Source organism: Rhizobium sp. ARZ01, from assembly GCF_014851675.1.
Taxonomy (GTDB): domain Bacteria; phylum Pseudomonadota; class Alphaproteobacteria; order Rhizobiales; family Rhizobiaceae; genus Mycoplana.
This window is the reverse complement of the sequence record NZ_JACVAE010000005.1, coordinates 47,158-64,115: the sequence shown is the minus strand read 5'-3', so window position 1 is coordinate 64,115 and position 16,958 is coordinate 47,158. Positions and strand designations below refer to the sequence as shown.

At 57.5% G+C, this 16,958-nt stretch carries 13 protein-coding genes and 1 pseudogene; 6 read left to right on the top strand and 8 right to left on the bottom strand.

The genetic code is table 11. The features are described 5' to 3' along the window. Position 1 precedes the first annotated feature (1 nt). From IB238_RS22720 to IB238_RS24750, 3 genes and pseudogenes are all read right to left on the bottom strand, one after another. On the bottom strand, positions 2–2,116 hold the full coding sequence (locus IB238_RS22720) for a hydantoinase/oxoprolinase family protein (RefSeq protein WP_192252691.1): 2,115 nt from the start codon (positions 2,114–2,116) through the stop codon (positions 2–4). Then, on the bottom strand, positions 2,113–2,706 hold the full coding sequence (locus IB238_RS22715; protein WP_192252689.1) for a helix-turn-helix domain-containing protein: 594 nt from the start codon (positions 2,704–2,706) through the stop codon (positions 2,113–2,115). The genes IB238_RS22720 and IB238_RS22715 overlap by 4 nt, the downstream gene beginning before the upstream one ends. Positions 2,707–3,077: 371 nt before the next feature. After that, positions 3,078–3,250, bottom strand: a pseudogene (locus tag IB238_RS24750) (2-aminobenzoate-CoA ligase); the annotation flags it as partial. A 528-nt stretch (positions 3,251–3,778) separates the two neighbouring features. Here IB238_RS24750 and IB238_RS22710 point away from each other — a divergent pair. The 6 genes from IB238_RS22710 (at position 3,779) to IB238_RS22685 (ending at position 7,549) form a co-directional block, all read left to right on the top strand. Further along, entirely contained in the window at positions 3,779–4,927 is a 1,149-nt protein-coding gene (locus IB238_RS22710) for an amine dehydrogenase large subunit (protein WP_192252687.1), read from the top strand. A gap of 8 nt (positions 4,928–4,935) precedes the next feature. Then, positions 4,936–5,493, top strand: a complete 558-nt coding sequence (locus IB238_RS22705; protein WP_192252684.1) for a MauE/DoxX family redox-associated membrane protein — start codon at positions 4,936–4,938, stop codon at positions 5,491–5,493. Continuing rightward, positions 5,490–6,089, top strand: coding sequence for a methylamine dehydrogenase accessory protein MauD (mauD, locus tag IB238_RS22700; RefSeq protein ID WP_192252681.1), 600 nt, complete (start codon positions 5,490–5,492; stop codon positions 6,087–6,089). The genes IB238_RS22705 and mauD overlap by 4 nt, the downstream gene beginning before the upstream one ends. A 27-nt stretch (positions 6,090–6,116) precedes the next feature. Beyond that, positions 6,117–6,659, top strand: a complete 543-nt coding sequence (locus IB238_RS22695; protein WP_192252678.1) for a methylamine dehydrogenase light chain — start codon at positions 6,117–6,119, stop codon at positions 6,657–6,659. Next, positions 6,652–7,092, top strand: coding sequence for a cytochrome c (locus tag IB238_RS22690; RefSeq protein ID WP_192252675.1), 441 nt, complete (start codon positions 6,652–6,654; stop codon positions 7,090–7,092). The genes IB238_RS22695 and IB238_RS22690 overlap by 8 nt, the downstream gene beginning before the upstream one ends. A 73-nt stretch (positions 7,093–7,165) precedes the next feature. Continuing rightward, positions 7,166–7,549 (top strand): cytochrome c, encoded by a 384-nt coding sequence (locus tag IB238_RS22685; protein WP_192252672.1) that lies wholly within the window; start codon positions 7,166–7,168, stop codon positions 7,547–7,549. 248 nt (positions 7,550–7,797) lie between these two features. Here IB238_RS22685 and IB238_RS22680 read toward each other — a convergent pair whose 3' ends face one another. The 5 genes from IB238_RS22680 to IB238_RS22655 form a co-directional block, all read right to left on the bottom strand. Then, positions 7,798–9,210, bottom strand: a complete 1,413-nt coding sequence (locus IB238_RS22680) for an aldehyde dehydrogenase family protein (RefSeq protein ID WP_192252669.1) — start codon at positions 9,208–9,210, stop codon at positions 7,798–7,800. 154 nt (positions 9,211–9,364) lie between these two features. Beyond that, positions 9,365–12,787, bottom strand: coding sequence for a molybdopterin cofactor-binding domain-containing protein (locus IB238_RS22675; RefSeq protein WP_192252667.1), 3,423 nt, complete (start codon positions 12,785–12,787; stop codon positions 9,365–9,367). 510 nt (positions 12,788–13,297) lie between these two features. After that, a complete protein-coding gene (locus IB238_RS22665) occupies positions 13,298–14,779 on the bottom strand; it encodes an AMP-binding protein (RefSeq protein ID WP_246723823.1) in 1,482 nt (493 codons plus the stop codon). 53 nt (positions 14,780–14,832) lie between these two features. Continuing rightward, positions 14,833–15,645, bottom strand: a complete 813-nt coding sequence (locus IB238_RS22660; RefSeq protein WP_192252661.1) for an enoyl-CoA hydratase/isomerase family protein — start codon at positions 15,643–15,645, stop codon at positions 14,833–14,835. Between the two features lie 135 nt (positions 15,646–15,780). Next, complete coding sequence (locus tag IB238_RS22655) at positions 15,781–16,770, bottom strand: MDR family oxidoreductase (RefSeq protein ID WP_192252659.1); 990 nt, start codon at positions 16,768–16,770, stop codon at positions 15,781–15,783. Positions 16,771–16,958 lie beyond the last annotated feature (188 nt).

Here is a 16,958-nt window from a genome sequence, read left to right as displayed (position 1 = left end):
TTCATCCTTCCATCTCGAGAACAATGTTTCGATACCCGTCCATCCGAGCCACCTGTCCTTCCTGCACTGCAATTGTCGTGATTGGCGTATGGATGACAGCAGGACCGCTCAGTCGATTTCCGGGCTGCAGCCTGTTGAAGTCGTAGATCGACCCTTCGTGGAGGGTGCCGCGTCGTTCGACATAGATTCGCCGCGAGCCTATTTTTGCGGCCGATGCGTCGGCGGAGCCTTCTTCAAGCTTGGGTAGGCTCGGTCGTTTGAGCTTGCCGCTGGCAGTAAGCCGTAGCATCGTGATTTCGATACCTGCTTCGCGATAGGCGGAGCCCTTTCCGAACTTGCGTTCGTACAGTTTTTCGAAATCCGACAGTAGCAGCGCCAGACCCTGCGCATCGAGCGGGGCGCCCGCGCGGATCTGGGTCGTTACTTCATGGACCTGCCGTCCATAGCGTAGATCGGCCGACCAGTTCATGCCAATCGAACCGGCATCAAAGCCTTCGGCCGTAAGCTGCTTCCTCGCCCGCTCAATCATGGGCTCGAAGAGTGCGTTGATTTCATCGGGCGACACGTTGGCCGGCAGCGTTTTGGTTACGGAGTATTCGTGGCGAACATCCGCTGTGACCAGTCCGAATGCGCAGTTCACTGATGCCGTGTAAGGTATGACGATACGGCGAACGGAGAGATCTTCGCCAAACGCCGACGCCAGCATGCCACAAGTGCCGCCGAAGGAATGCAACACGAAGTCCCGTGGGTCGAGACCGCGCTCTACCGTGATTTTGCGGATCAAGTCGGAGATCTGGGCAGAGGCAATCCTGTAGATGCCGATTGCAGCTTCTTCCACGGAGACACCGAGAGGATCGGCGACCTTTTCCCGGAACAGCCTTCGCGTGTTTTCAGCATCGAGCGACATGCTGCCGCGCAGGAAGTGGCCAGGATCCATGTAGCCGATGAGCAGCATGACATCGGTCAGCGTCGGCTCGGTTCCGCCCAGGCCATAGCAAATAGGACCTGGGCGTGAACCGGCCGATTGCGGTCCGACCATAGGTAGCCGCGTCTTGGGATCGATTTGAATGATGCTGCCGCCGCCTGCGCCAATCGACACAACGTCGATCTTGGGCGCGACATAATGAAATCGGTCGACCAGTGGCTCGCGCGCGAATTCGAGCTCACCGTTCTGGATGACACCCACCTTGAAGGTCGTCCCACCCATGTCGGCGGCGATGATGTCGGCATCGCCCATCATGTCGCCGAGGAACTTTGCCCCGATCACGCCTGCAGCGGGTCCGCATTCCACCATGCCGACAGCACGTTCTGCTGCCTCTTCCACCGGAAGGAGGCCGCCATAGCCTTGCATGACCATGGTCTGGCCACTGTAGCCATTTTCGCGCAACAAGGCCTCGAGGGCACTCAGATAGTCACGCGTAATGCGGCCCGCATAGGCGTTGATCACGGCGGTTGAGGTCCGCTCATACTCCCCGGGAACCGGCGCAATGTCACTAGAAATTGTGACATACACGTCCGGAGCCACACGCTTCACCAGGTCGCGGAGCGCCAGTTCATGAGCAGGATTGGCGAATGACCACAAAAGCGAGATCGCTATGGATTCCACCGCTCTGTCCTGGACAAGGAAGCGAATGGCTCTTTCCGCCTGTTCCATGTCCAAAGGCGTCACGACGTCGCCATCGCAGTCTACTCGTTCCGCGACCCCGACAATGGCCGAGGATTCCACCAAAGCGGAAGCCCTGTCCGTTTTGACCGGGTTTTTAATTCCGTCCTCAGTGAGGCCGGACCAGCGGCCATACGCGCCTCGCGTGACGAGGATGGTGTCTTCAAACCCCTCGGTCGCGATCAGCCCGGTTTTTGTCCCGTCGCGGGTAAAGACCGTGTTGTCCACCACGGTCGATCCATGGATGAACAACGTTGTCCGAGCGAGAAGCGAGCCAAGCTCCATGCCCATTGCATCGGCGGCGGAGCGCACGGAATTCAACACGCCCGTCGCGAAGTCGGGCGGGGTGGAAAGAGCCTTACCTATATGAATGTCGCCTTGCGACGAGACAACAATCGTGTCGGTGCACGTGCCCCCGACGTCTGTCGCGACGAGGTAGGTGATTTCGTTCATACTACACTATCTCCCACAGATTCATGTTTTGCCGGCCACGGATTGCCCCCGGCTGCTTCTACGAGCAACACACGCACTCCTGATCCGATAGCTTTGAGATCGTTAACGACACCGGCGCGCGCATGCAGGCTGTCACCCTGCCGCAAAACAACCAAGTCCCCGTCAAGCGAGACTCTTGCTTGGCCCGCCAGGACTTGGCCGAATATGGCTGCTTTCGGCAATTCCGGTTGTTCGCCCTCCGCCGAGTAACACATGAGCGAGGCACGAAGGCTCGGGTTCGGCAGGGTTCGGGTCAGGGCATTAGAGCCAGGCCCGATATTGGCGGCAAACGTCAGGTCAGGCCCCGGCCGGCGTTGCAATGCTGCTGCGATCAGCGCATCAAGGGCGATGGAGAGCACATCCGAAATCGCAACCATGGTAGCGAGTGTCGGATTGGAGCGTCCAGCCTCAAGATCGCGCACGGCGCGCTTCGACATGCCAGCGGCATCAGCAACATCAGCTTGCGTGAGCCCAGATTTTTCTCGCTCGATCCGCACATGTCGTCCGATTTCGCGCAGTTCTCTTTGTCCGAAGAGACGGGCAGTATGCATGAACCCCCTCCCCTCTTATTCTCCAGGAAATTCATTTGGCTCCCAAATAACAATCTATATGAAATTTTCTGTCAAGTACATTCGACGGCAGTATTCGAAAATTTGTCTTGTCTCTTGAAACCCGATGGCTGCAACGTTCACAGCTCCGACATGGGCAGCTCATGTTCTCGTTTGACGACTGGCAGCGGCCACCGTCTCAGGAGACAGAATCGTGTTGAGTCATATTCGTCGACCGCCGCTTCCGACGGGACAAGCTCCGACATTGATGGCCTTCCGCCGCCCTCAGGTTTCACCGCCCCTGACAAAGAGAGCGATGAACCCGACCGACGAGCGAAGACATCGTCGGTGCGCCCCAGAACCATCTCGGCTTAGGCATCAGCGATGATGAGAAGATCGTGGTGAAAATGCATCGTTGCCTGCGTGGAACCCGACGTGAATCCCAGCAGGGCCACATCATCCCCTGCCCGTGAGCACGGTCACAAACCCGAACCGCCTTGCCGAGGGCCGCGCGATCCAGTTCCGCGTCATGGCTTGCCGCTCCATTAGCGTTAAGCGCTATTTTTGAGATCTTATACGATCCGAAACAGCGCTTTACTACGCCATTTCGCCCTGCCTATGGTGGATCGTACGGAGAAGCCACGGGGGAGAGAGGTGGCGAATCGTATCGCGTTGGGCAAGTTGCTGTGGCGAGGTTTTCCTTTCAGCCATTACCTCCTGGCCTGGCTGGGCTGGCTGTTGTGGGTAGTGAGGCTGGTTTTCCAAATCCGGACAACGTGATCGCCGCCGTTTTGGAGAGGGACCTGTTTGTGGCGAGGCAACGTGATGCCTGCAAGGGCGCCAGCACGGTGGCGCGCCGGGCTGTGCGTGTGCGGTGCAGCGGTAGATGGAGGAGAAGCGCGATGACGGTTAATCAAGACATATGTCACGAGGGATGGCGTGCAAATGACATCCCTGTTGAACAAGTCGCGCATATCATCTCGGCCCAAATCTGCCTGGACATCGTGGCGACGACCCCGCTGCACATGAGTAACAGCAATTGAATTGGTAGAGTCACAAATAATGGAGTTCGAAAATGCGGTTGCCTGTCTTTCTTTTTGCCGCTGCTATCAATGCATTGGTCATCGACCACACTATGGCCGAGGAGGCATTCGTTCCAGAAAAATTGACGGTGGAAGAACGCATCAAGCCAGGGCCAAACGTCTTTGCAGTGACGCAGGGCCTTTATAGCGCAAGTACTGTGAACGTCTATGGCGCCAAGGATTTGGCACTCAAGGGGAATGTTAGCATCGGCCTCGTCAGCCAGTTCACGCTAAGCGCTGATGGAAGGACCGCTTACACCACTTCAACCTATGCAAAGCGGCTTCTAAGGGGCCCGATCGAGGCGGTCCTGGAGGAGTACGACGTCGAAACCTTGACGCTAAAGCGCGAGATCGTGATCCCATCCAAGATGGCCATGCTCAGATCTCACAGAAACATGCTCCAATTGAGCGCCAACGGGAAGTACATCTTCGTACAAAATGCGACGCCCGCAACATCAGTGACCGTTGTCGACCTTGAGGCTGGCAAAGTCCTTGCCGAGGTTCCGACTCCCGGCTGCTGGTCGATTTATCCCTCTACCGCAGGTGCGAAGTTCTCGTCACTCTGTGGTGACGGGACGATCATCAGTCTTGAGGTGAGCGCTGATGGCAAGGTTTCAGAACCGGCCAGGAGCGCGAAGATTTTTGATGCCGACGCGGATCCCCTTTTCACTGCGGCCGAACGGGTCGGCGATGACCTCATCTTTTCATCCTACAACGGCAATCTCTATCGCATCTCTGACAAGAATGCGGCCCCCAAGCTGGTGGAAAAATTCTCCTACACTGAGGGAACGGAAGGCCGATGGGCGCCGGGCGGGTTCAGCATCATGGCCTATAGCGAGGCAAACGATGTTCTTTTCGTAACGATGCACCCCGATGCCAAGGATGGAAGCCACAAGGATCCGGCAACGGAAATATGGGCGATCGACCTCGGAGCGAGGAAGGTCCTATCCCGCTCCCCGGTGGAGGGCATAAAGTTCATAGCCGTGACCTCCGGGAAGACACCAGATCTTTACGGCGTTAACGATTCCGACGGCATTCTCACGCGGTTCGAAGTTAACCCGGCAGGGGAGTTCACGGTCAAGCCGGCGCAGACGGTCAATGGCTTGATGTTCGTCTCTTTGGTCTCGACGGAAAGAGAATGATGCTACCCATGACGGAAGACATGTTGGGGGCGTCGGCAACTACGTTTCTTGTCCTGCTTTTTGCGCATTCCGCATTGCATAAGCTTGCTGATTTCCCCGCTTTCACCGGATACGTCGCCGACTATGAGCTGTTGCCTCCCTATCTAGTTACTTGGGTATCGCGACTAGCCGTGGTTGCGGAGCTGACGATAGTTGCTGGTCTCGTATTACCGGCGACCGTCGCTTGGGCGAGCTATTTTGCTGGCGCACTACTGGCACTCTACGGCATCGCTATCGCGATCAACCTGTTGCGCGGTCGGCTGAGCGTCGAATGCGGTTGCGGCGCAATCACGCAACCCCTCTCCTGGAGTCTGTTAGCCCGTAACACCCTGCTGATCGCGATCACGGTCCTCTCGAGTGGGGTACGTGGGCCAATCGGCTTGCCTGGGGTGGCCGCGGCGGTGGCGGCCGGACTCATATTTTGGATCACTTACATCGCTGCTGATCAGGTCCTAGCCAACTTCGGCCGCACGCCCAACCGACCCGGGCGCCTGTCAGAAGCAGCCAGAAAGCAGGAAGGCCGATGAGTCCCCTAGTATTTGCCGTAATTGTCCTCTGGGCGGCCCTGTTCGCACTCGCCGTTGTCATCTTCGCGTTGACGCGACAGATTGGGATACTCTACGAACGCATCGCGCCCGTCGGCGCGCTTGTCAACGACTCCGGTCCCAAGATTGGCGAAGCTACCCCGATCTTCGAACTTTCCAGTCTCACCGGCGGCTCGGTCTCCATAGGTGCGCACGGAGCGCGGAGTACGGTTGTATTCTTCCTGTCGACGACTTGCCCAATTTGCAAGAAGATGATCCCGGTCCTCCGCTCAGTGCAAATTGCTGAAGCCAGCTGGCTCGATGTCGTTCTTGCCAGCGACGGCGACGAGAACAAGCATAGAGCATTCATCGAGAAAGCCGGCCTTGCCGTTTTCCCATATGTTCTTTCGGCCAATCTGGGTCTGACATACCGAGTTCAAAAAATACCCTTCGCCGTCTTGATCGACGGTGACGGAATTGTGCGCGCCAAGGGGCTGATCAACAATCGGGAGCACCTTGAGAGCTTGTTCACCGCAGCGGAAACAGCGAATTCGACCATCCAAACATTCGAAGAGAGCTCCGCTTTACTACGAGCTTGAATTTGCAAACTATGAAAAGGGGAAGATATGCTGAAATTCATCAACTACCTCCTAACCACAATCGATAAAACTGCGGAAAACAGTGCCCGCCTCGCCGCACGTCAATTTGGACGCCGCAGTTTCCTTGCCAAGACTGGCGCACTGTTGGGGGGAGCTGCGCTCATGCCGCTTCTGCCCTACGACCGCACCCTCGGCGCCGCCTACGCCAGTGAAACTGCTGGAGCAGAGGAGGGTTCCGCTTGTGAGTACTGGCGGCATTGCGCCTTGGATGGCGCTTTGTGCAACACGTCCGGCGGAACCACCACTTCGTGCCCGCCCGGTTCGCAGGCTTCCAGTGTATCTTGGGTCGGCACCTGCCATAACCCTAAAGACGGCAAAGACTACCTCGTTTCCTACAACGACTGCTGTGGCAAAGCGCCCGTGAATGGCGCCACATGGTGTTTCTCCAGCAAGGGAGAACGCCCTGGATACCGAATGGGTCTTTACAACGACATCAACTGGTGCATGGCAAACGAAAACAAGAGCTACCATTGCACCGTAGCGATGCTCGTGGGGCTTGCAGATGAATAGTTGGAAGCTGGCAGTCTCCTGCAGCCTTTTCCTTGCAGCTTCGAATCCGGTTTGGGCAAACAGCGAGACTGATCTGTTTGCAAAAACGTGTGCCACCTGCCATGGGGAGAAAGGCGTCGGAACGCAAGGCCTTGCACCGCCTTTGCAGAACGCAGAACTCTGGTCTCGTCTGGGGGACAAGGCGCCTCACTACATTGCTGGCGTCATGGTCGGCGGCATGAGCGGCAAGATTACCGCCAACGGTGAGGATTACATCGGCCTTGTTATGCCGCCCATGTCGTCAGTCCCCAGTGAGGATCTGGCTTTGATTGCAGGGTATGTCCTCCAGACCCTGAACGGCGTCATGTCGGCTCCCGACAAGGCACTGGTCGATGGGATGAAGACCAAACCACTGTCCCACAAGGAACTGCGCAATATGCGAAAAGGCCAATAGGATGAGTAGCACATCGCGTCGCGGCCAACTTGCCTGTCTCACGCTGCTTACCTTTGCCGCGTGTGAAGCAACTATGGCTGCGGAGAGAACTCCGCATGCCAACTACCTCCTGCACTGCTCAGGATGTCACGGCTCCGACGGGATGGGCTCCAACATTGGTGGCGTTCCGCCATTTCCGGGTTTCATCGCGAGTTTTGCAAGCGATCCCGAAGGCAGGGTCTATCTGTTGCATGTTCCAGGTGTGGTAGCCTCTGGTCTCGATGACGGTGAAATCGCCCGTGTTCTCAACTATATTGTCGACCGCTGGGACGGAGCCAATCAAGTGGCTCCGTTTACCAGCAGCGAAGTTGCCGATCTTCGCCGAGCGACAGTCAACGACATTGTCAGCTATCGGCGCGCTATTGTGAAGCGCTTCCAGGAGAAGGGTATGCCAGTGGCCGAATATCCATGGCCCTAGTCGGATTCCGGGCGGCGCGAAAAGGCGCTGCCTGCGCGCGGCCCATAGAGCACTGCGTTTCGTAACGCAGAGCAAAGATAATTCCAAGTAATCCAAGCGTCGTGCAGATCGCTTTTTTGCTGCAACCGCCCGCTGATTTGTACGCGCGACTCTCGGCGCGGTGACCTGGGCTCCGGATCAAGAAAGCTTCTGTACCGCACTGAACGGAAGTGCGCCGACCTAGCGGCGAACTTCCAAGGTTGATGTTATCATACCTGCTTTGAGATATTGATCACTTTCATCTGGCAAAAATGCTTGAGGCCTTCGATCCCCATCTCCACGCCGAGCCCCGACTGTTTCCCTGGCGCCAGCGGAATTGTGGGGCCTAGATCAAGATGCTGATTGATCCATACTGTCCCTGCATCGAGACGTGAGGCGACGTCCGCTGCACGATCAGAACTCCTCGACCACACGGACGCGCCTAGTCCGAATTCCGAACTATTTGCGCGCTCAATCGCATCCTCTTCCGTCTCATATCGAATAACCGGAAGAATTGGGGCAAATTGCTCCTCTTTCACCAAGGGGGAGGCATCATCAATATCACGAACAATTGTGGGCTTGATGAAGTAGCCTGGCCCCTTCAGTTCCGGGTCACCGGTGGTCACGCGGCCATCGCGTTTGCCGATCTCCAGGTAATGAAGTGCCTTTTCATATTGGCGCTGATTTTGGATCGGTCCAAACTGCACCCCCTGTTGGCTCCCATCGCCTACAGTAGCCTGATTGGCCAAAGTAGTCAGTTCGTCCACCACGGCATCATACACCCCCGTGTGAACATATGCCCGCTTGATGGCAACACAGATCTGACCGCTATTGACGAAGCTGTATTGAAAGATCCCGGCAGCCGCTGTCTTCGGATCTACGTCGTCGAGCACGATTGCAGGATCGTTGCCACCCAGTTCCAACGTCAGGCGCTTTAGCCCTGGAGATGCCGCCTCCATTACTTTCCTGCCAGTGGCCGTGGAACCGGTGAAGGAGATCTTCGCGACGTCAGGGTGGCGAGTAAGCTGCTCACCGAGATCATTTGCGTCTGCAATGACGTTCACCAAGCCAGGGGGGACGACGTCGACAAGGATCTCACCCAAGAGTAGAGTAGAAAGTGGCGTCGTCGGTGCGGGCTTGATGATCACACTGTTTCCCGTGAGCAGCGCTCCGGGTAGCTTGTTGCCAATCAACCCTATGGGAAAATTCCAGGGAATGATCCCGACCACAACGCCCAACGGTCGATAGTGAATCTCGACACGGCGTCTGTCGGAGTCCTCCGAAACTTCGACCGGCAGATTAAGTTGCGAAATCTGTCGGAGCGTGTAGGCAAGGTAACCGACTTCGAAATTGGAGTCACCCAACGGCTTACCTTGCTCTGCCGTTAGCAGCCGGGCCAAGCTATCGCTGTTCTGCTCGATCCGATCCGCAATCGCATTGAGCACCTGTCGCCGCTCATCGATTGAAGTGCGGGCCCACACTTGCTGTGCGGCTTTCGCTGCTTGAACGGCCTCGTCTGCTTGTTGAGGCGAAGCAACCGGGCACGCGGCAACGACGGCCTCCGTTGCAGGGTTTAAAATGTCGATCGTTCTAGCGCCATCGACAAGTTTTCCGTTGATTAAGAGCGAGTATTTCTTAGTCACAATTTCCTCCACAGTCACAGTTCAACTTCGAATCAACGGGATACGCTTCAGGTAAATTTCGGTAAGTGCCCCCCGCAATTGGCGAACGGCTTCCGAGAACCAGCTTTCGTCCGGGATCACGCCAAGATTTTCCCAGTATCCTATGGTTTCACAGCTATCCGCGATATCTGAAACGTTCCGGAGTCTTCACACCATCATTCCGAACCGGGCTTGACACCGTCTCGATCGCATCAACAAGAGCCCGACGGACAAGTGCAGATGCTGCTTTAAGCTTCCACTGGTTGCGGTCGAGCGGATGGGTATCAGCGATCCATGCCTGGGCAGCCAAATTCAGGAGCTCCGGCGTCGGTTGACGCCCCACCAAATTGGTCTCGGACGCTTTGGCTCGCCAAGGCGTGGCGGCAACACCGCCGAGGACGATACGTGCGGTTTTCACACGGCCATCCAAATCGAGTGATATGCTTGCGGCGGCAGAAGCAATCGCAAATCCGTCTGACGTTTGCGACAGCTTTTGAAAAGCCGCTCCGCGAACACGCGCTTGTGCGGGAATCCTGATGGCTGTGACGATTTCGTTGGGAGCGAGGCAAGTTTCACCGGGCCCGGTGTAGAATGACGTCGCTGGTACCCGGCGAGTTTGGTCCGGGCCTCGAACCTCAAGCGCCGCGTCAAGCGCGCAGAGCATGCTCGCCAGATCAGAGGGCGTCACGGATTGGCAGCGGCCCGCATCAGCGACAGCATGAAAATAGCGATGATCGCCAAGAACCGCATAGCAGGGACGCCCAGCGCCACCGCGCTTGTAGCAGTCAAAACCGCTTCTTAGGAACCAGCACCGGTTGGTCTGGCAAAGATTGCCTGCCAACGTTGCCATTGTTCGAATTTGGGGGGTGGCGATAGCCGCAATCGTGCGAGCGATAGCGCGATCACCAGGGAGATTGGCGTTAGCGAGAACCTCACCCACGTCAGCCAGCTTCTCACCCGCGCCAAGAATGAGCGTGCCATCGTCCTCGGCAATCTGCTTGAGATCGGAGCAGCCCGCCAGACTCACCAGCGCTGCCGGCGCCGCCAATCCAGCGGCACGAGCTGGCAGGAGATCTGTACCACCAGCGACCGGCCGCGATCCGGCGCGCATCGCGAGGGCTGTGATCGCAGCGGCTGCATTGACTGGCCGCTCAATCGCCTCGATCGCTGGCACTGGCCCATTTTTGCGCTTTGATGGGCCGAAGCGGTCCATCGCGCTGAAAACGCCAAGCGGGTAAGAGCGCCGAACAAGCTCGGAACGCCACCGCCGCGGCCGCCGCCAAAGAGGCGCTGGCGTAACTGATGGCTGCGCATCGAGCGCAGAGCATATTTTGTCGGGCGTGATAGGCAGGTTCCGCACCCGAGCGCCAGTCGCATGCGCAATGGCATTCGCCACCGCGGCGGCAATCGGCATCAAAGCGAGCTCAGAAATCGACTTTGCTCCTGCAGGTCCTCGCGGATCCGGCTTGCCAACAAATACCACATCAATGGGAGGAACCCCATCTGCGCGCGGCATCGCATAGTCAACGAAGCTGGTTACGTGAGGGCGTCCATCAAACCAGAGCAATTGCTCGCCAAGCGCAGCGCCAAGACCCATGGCGACCCCGCCAACGACCTGTCCGATCGCCCCCGTAGGATTGATAACCGTACCTGCGTCATGAACTGCAACAACTCGGACAATGCGAACCGCGCCGGTATCGAGATCTACTTCAACTTCCACACCGTGGGCTGCGAAAGCGTAAGCTGGCGAGATGTTGCCATAGCCAGCGTCAACGTGAGAGATCGGCACAGGTTCCAATCCTACCGAAGTTTCCCGCTCGATCCGCAACGTCCCCCCCTGAGCCGCTGGGTGCGACGCGGCAATTGCCCCTAGTGGTTGCTTGCCGCCACCACACCAAGCAAATCCATCGCGCAGTTCGACACTTCCGACGTCGCAGTTCAGCATTTTCGCCGCTTGCAGGCGTATTTCGCCTGCCAGCTCTTGGGCGGCTGCGACAACAGCGGTGCCAGTAACCATTGTTGCGCGGCTTGAACCGGCGCCGGGGTCGAAAGGTGTGGCCAAGGTGTCCATTGTCACCAGCTCGACCTGCTCCGGCTTCACACCAAGCTCTGCAGCCGCCAATTGTGCGATGACGGCATACTCTCCGGTTCCAGGGTCAGAACAACCCGAACTCAGTACGATTCCGCCATTCTGGCCAATCTCGATCGCGATGCCTGCCATTCCGGTGGGTTTGCTGACAATCGCCCCCGATACATGCATGCCAAAGGCGACGCCGACCCCCCTGCCCGTCCCGCCATTCAACCGGGCCTCATCCCAGTTCAAACGGCGCCGCACCTCCTGAAGGCATTCGGACGCAGCCGATGATGTAATTTCCCAGCCGGTAATCGTCGTCTCGCCGGGTGGCGTAAGATTCATCAACCGTAGATCAATCGGATCTATGCCGAGATCAGCGGCTATCTCGTCCATCTGACATTCAATTGCGAAAACCGCCTGCGGCCCGCCCGCGCCACGGAACGCCCCGCCTGGTCGTTTGTTCGTGTAAATCGAACGCCCTTGAACCTCTGCGCCAGAGAGCTTGTATTGCGAGCCGATCAGGATCGAACAGTAGTTCATCTGGTTCGATCCACCATGAATGAAGGCTCCATTGTCAACGGTCACTTTGGCGTCCTGGCACAGCACCTGACCGGAGCGATCATAGTGACTGGTGATATCCACCCGGGTCTCATGCTGCCGCTTTGCGAAGGCGAATTCCTCGTCACGCGAAAGTCGGATGGAGACCGGCCGTCCTGTCATCATCGACAGGTGAGCCACGATCACCTCAAGGTCACTTGTCTTGACCCGCGCGCCAAAGTCACCGCCGACACCAACCCTGTGAAGTCGGACCTGCTTGGGATCGAGGCCCAGCATGTGGGCGACCTCGCCGGAAACATTTCGCGGCGATTGGGTGGGCACCCACAAATTGAGAACGCTGTTATCTTGGTCCCAATGGGCAACCGCGGACAGTTGCTCCATGCACGAGTGGTGCTGCGGTCCACAGCCGTAGCTTCCAGTCACTTGCCGAGATGCCCTTTTGCGAGCAGCGTCCACATCTCCAAAGCGGCGCCCGGCCTGCGTCGCAACGTTGTCAGGAGCGCGATCCGGGTGAACCGCCGGTGCGCCAGGCACGAGAGCCTCATCAACTGACGCAACGTGGGGTAGCTGTTCCCATTTCACGAGAATGCGGGCTATCGCGGCATCGGCAGCCGCTTCGGTCTCCGCCGCAACCGCGACAATCTCCTGACCGAAATAAACTGCGCGATCACGTGCCATGGCGACGCGATCCAGTTGTCCATAGTCTTTGTAGTTGCGGTCCGGGAGCATGTCGCCGGTCAAAACGGCTACCACGCCGGGGGTCGCGCGGGCGGCATCCACGTTAAGTGAGACCAACCGAGCGGCAGGATGCGGGCAACGTAGTAATTTCCCGACCAGCATGCCGGGTGGCATCGTATCGCGCGTGTATTTCAGCCCGCCAACAGTGCGTTCAATCCATTCCGGGTGCCGGATTCGGGGAAAATTCATGATGCATTCGCTCGACGGAGCGCCTCCAGAATTGCGCGATAGCCGGTGCACCTGCAGAGATTGCCGGCCATTGCGTGAGCGAGCGCCCCTTCGCCATCGGGCAGTCCCGCCCGAAGCAGCGACACAGCGCGGACGACCACGCCGGACGTGCAATATCCGCACTGGAACCCACCGCAATCAGCCATTGCTTCGCGAAATCCCCGCGATTCCTCGACCAAGCCTTCGACGGTTTCGATCGGTTCTTCCACCAACGCCAGAAGGGTAAGGCAGGAGAGCACTGCCTTACCCCCGATTAACACAGTGCAAGCACCACATTCGCCACGCCGGCATGCATCTTTCGCGCCGGTCAATCCTAGAGCATCGCGGAGGACGTCAAGCAAGGCCGATTGTGGTTCCGCTACGATTTCATGAGTGGTTCCGTTTACGGTGATCGCGACCTTGGCGTCATCATCGCGAGAATGAGAACGAGCCGCCGAACTCGGTGCTTCCATCGTGGACGCGCTTGCAGCTTTAGTCATGCCTACTACTTGCCTCCTCGGAAATGGAGGCTAAGAGGGCGCCTCGAAGCAACTTGCCCGTCGCATTTCGCGGCAACGCGTCGCGTACGACGAGGCGTCGCGGATGCTTGTAGCGCGCAAGCACGCCATCGCAAGCAATCCGCAGATCCTCAAGAGATGGCGTTGAACTTTTGGATTTATACACCACCACTGCAGTGACGATCTCGCCCAAGCGCTCATCAGGCAATCCGACTATTGCGATCTCGGCAATACCCGGCAAGTCGCTCAAAGCGGCTTCAACTTCAGCAGGATAAACATTCTCTCCACCAGTGATGATCTTATTGCGCTTGCGGTCGATCAACGTGATGTAGCCATCATCGTCGGCAACGCCGATGTCGCCAGTGCGAAACCATCCATCGTCACCAAACACTTCGGCCGTCAAATCGGGGGCGTTCCAGTATCCGGAAGCAATGTGACGCCCCATCAATTGAATTTCGCCCGCTTCATTGGCATGTGACAGCAGTCCAGCTTCGTTGACCAACCGTACATCCGTATGGAAGAAGCCGCGTCCGACAGAACCTGCCTTCAGTAATGCACTCGTGCCATCAACGACCAAACCGGGGCCGCCGGTTTCAGTTGCTCCACATGTCTGAAGGAGAGGAATGCCCAGATCGTGAAAGCGTTGGATAAGTGAAACTGGAACCGGAGCACCGCCACCCATTATCCAGCGCACGGAGCGCATACGTTCCCGAGCAAAGTCAGAAGACGAAAGCAAATCAGTAAGCATGGTCGGGACTGCGAAGAAGTGTGCGACCTGTTCCATCTCGATGCGATTGAGGATAGCCGAAGCGTCCCATCTAGGTGGAATTGAAAGAGTGATGCCAAGATGCAGGCAGTGAACGATGAATGATAGGCCACCAACATGGAACATCGGCACCGGCAGCAAATGCACGTCGCCGGCGCGCATATCGAGTGTCGGAATCATCGTCAGCGATGACCACAACAGCTGGTCGTGCGTGAAAACCACGCCTTTCGGCCGGCCGGTCGTGCCGGAGGTGTAGACCAGAAGGGCGAAGTCTGCGGAACCAGGCTCATCGAGCGCGCCGTCGGGAGGCGGCAGCTCAGCCCCGACGCTGCGAAGCTCTTCAATTTCGATGCTCTTAAGACTTGGCAGCGACAAAAGAGCGCTTGCTGCCACATCAGCAAAAAAACTCTCGCTAATCAGCAACCGCATGCCACTGTCTATGGTAATGGCCGCGATCTCTGCGGGCGAGAGTCTCGTATTTAATGGGCAGGCGACTGCGCCTAGCCTGACAATACCGAGGATGCCTTCAGCAAACCCAAGTCCGTTTTGCATCAACACGCCGACGCGGTCACCCTTTCGTATCCCCAAGCTACTTAGGGCAGAGGCAATCCTGTCGACTCCTTGGTCTAGGCCGCGGAAGGTTGTCGCTCCATCCGCAGCTCTTATTGCATCGCTATGCCCGGAAAGCATCGCGCGCCGGGAAAGAAGGTGCCCTAGTGTTGGAGCATTAAGCGAACCCATCGTCAGCGCTTCCTTCGAAACGGGCCATCTCGCGCTTCCAGAAATGCGCGCATGCCGCCTTCGCGCAGTTCTTCTTGCAGAGCCTTTTGCCACGGCAAGTCTGCACCGATCATTAGCGTGTCTGACAGTGCATGCCGCTCGGTTGTCGCGCGTAGACCCATGCCGTCGTATGCTGCTTTCAAGCTGCGTTTCTTCAGTTCAAGCGCCTCGCGAGGAACAAGTGACAGACGTTCACCCAGGGCCTGAGCCGTGGTAACGAGTTCAGCCTGGGGAACCACACGGTTTGCAAGTCCCAGCCTCAACATGCCGTCGGCCGAAATCGGGTCGCCGAGGTAGTAGAATTCGTGAACCACCTTCGCATGCGTCAGAAATGGCATCACCAGGAACGGGGAAAGCGCACCGTGCCGTATTTCCGGTTCGGCCAACTTTGCGTTCTCTGAAGCAACAACGAGGTCACAAGCCATTGCCAGCGCTGCTCCAGTAGCAACGGCATGGCCGTTAATGGCCGCAATAACTGGCTGCCGTTGGCGCCACACGGCGTCAAAGAGAGCCATATTGTTTCGAACCATATCCTCCAGGTCGGTGAGGGAGGTCTGCTCGATCTCTCCCATATCCCAACCCGTGCAGAACGCTCGTTCGCCGGCACCTGTCAGGACGATCGCTCGTATGTCGCGTCGTTTGCCGAATTCATTGAGAGCAGAGACAATTTCGACGTCGGTTATTGTCATTCGAAGTGCGTTCAGCCGATCTTCACGTCGAATGGTAATCCAACCGACCGCCCCATCTTCGGATACTTCGATATCTTGGTATGCCATGAGTTCCTCCTCGGCAGCATTCTGGACGATCCACTTAGTCAATCCCTGCAGCACTGTTGCGCATTGCTGATATTTTAAGTTTGACTGCCGCCGCTTAACTTATTGAATAAAAATAGCTTTTTCTTGCTCGAACCCTCAGATCTCGATCACCACTCTTCCTTGGATTTTTCCGGATACGATCGAGTTCGCGAGATCGGGAAGGTCGCGCATCGAGTATACGTGTGTCATCGCTGCCAATTTCGTGCGATCGATGTGCTCGGCCAAGGTTGCCCAGGCTCTCTTTCGCTTCGCAAACGGTGCGTAGACCGAGTCCACGCCAATCAGTGCGACGGACCGCAATATGTGCGGAAAGACGGTGGCGGGCAGGTCTGATGCACCGGCCAGACCACAGGCCGTCATCGCTGCGCCATATGCTGTCTGCGCCAGCGCATTCGCCAATGTGCTCGTGCCGACTGTGTCGATCCCGCCTGTCCAGCGTTCTTTCTGTAAAGGCTTGACCTCGCCGCCCAACACACTGCGATCGATGACCTCAGATGCACCGAGAGACTTTAGGTAATCATGCAGTTCTGGCCGCCCCGTCGACGCAACGACATTGTACCCCTTCGCGGCGAGCAGGCTGATGCCAACGGACCCCACTCCGCCGGCCGCACCAGTGACCAGAACCTCGCCCGTGCCAGGCTCTATACGTCCCCAATCCTCCAACGCATCGACGCAGAGGGCCGCGGTATAGCCGGCAGTCCCGATAGCCATCGCCTCCTGCAACGAAAATGCTTCCGGCAGTTTCAACAGCCATTCCGGCTTGACGCGCTGAAACCTCGAATATCCCCCCCACTCGGTTTCCGAGAGTCCCCATCCGTTGACCACCACCAAATCGCCCTTCTTCCAATCGGGCGAGCGCGAGTCCACAACAGTGCCCGCAAGATCGATGCCGCCCACCATTGGCACTCGCCTTGCAATCCGGCCTTTGCCTGCGATCGCAAGTCCGTCCTTGTAGTTCAGGCTGGAATAGGCAACCTCGACGAGCACGTCATGATCGGGCAGATCGGCCTGGGTCAGCTTGCGCAATTGGGCGTGAGGCTTGCCGTCAACATCCTCTACTACCATCGCATCGAAGTGTTCGCTCATATATGTCTCCTGTCATCTGAATTCGGAGATCTGAACCGATGAAACCCTCATACGGTTCAAACCCCCAAGACTTGTGCTCGGAATTGAGCTTGATATGGGCGCAAAGCGTCCCTGCAGCGGAGAAGAGGCCACCACCGCTGTTAAAAATGGCTGCACCGCAATCCCATGAATGGGTTTGAGATCGTCGA

Coding starts and splice junctions, on each gene's coding strand:
- IB238_RS22660 (WP_192252661.1), bottom strand. CDS start 15,645: ATGGCATACCAAGATATCGAAGTATCCGAAGATGGGGCGGTCGGTTGG.
- IB238_RS22705 (WP_192252684.1), top strand. CDS start 4,936: ATGACGGAAGACATGTTGGGGGCGTCGGCAACTACGTTTCTTGTCCTG.
- IB238_RS22710 (WP_192252687.1), top strand. CDS start 3,779: ATGCGGTTGCCTGTCTTTCTTTTTGCCGCTGCTATCAATGCATTGGTC.
- IB238_RS22655 (WP_192252659.1), bottom strand. CDS start 16,770: ATGAGCGAACACTTCGATGCGATGGTAGTAGAGGATGTTGACGGCAAG.
- mauD (WP_192252681.1), top strand. CDS start 5,490: ATGAGTCCCCTAGTATTTGCCGTAATTGTCCTCTGGGCGGCCCTGTTC.
- IB238_RS22690 (WP_192252675.1), top strand. CDS start 6,652: ATGAATAGTTGGAAGCTGGCAGTCTCCTGCAGCCTTTTCCTTGCAGCT.
- IB238_RS22665 (WP_246723823.1), bottom strand. CDS start 14,779: ATGCTTTCCGGGCATAGCGATGCAATAAGAGCTGCGGATGGAGCGACA.
- IB238_RS22720 (WP_192252691.1), bottom strand. CDS start 2,116: ATGAACGAAATCACCTACCTCGTCGCGACAGACGTCGGGGGCACGTGC.
- IB238_RS22715 (WP_192252689.1), bottom strand. CDS start 2,706: ATGCATACTGCCCGTCTCTTCGGACAAAGAGAACTGCGCGAAATCGGA.
- IB238_RS22675 (WP_192252667.1), bottom strand. CDS start 12,787: ATGAATTTTCCCCGAATCCGGCACCCGGAATGGATTGAACGCACTGTT.
- IB238_RS22695 (WP_192252678.1), top strand. CDS start 6,117: ATGCTGAAATTCATCAACTACCTCCTAACCACAATCGATAAAACTGCG.
- IB238_RS22685 (WP_192252672.1), top strand. CDS start 7,166: ATGGCTGCGGAGAGAACTCCGCATGCCAACTACCTCCTGCACTGCTCA.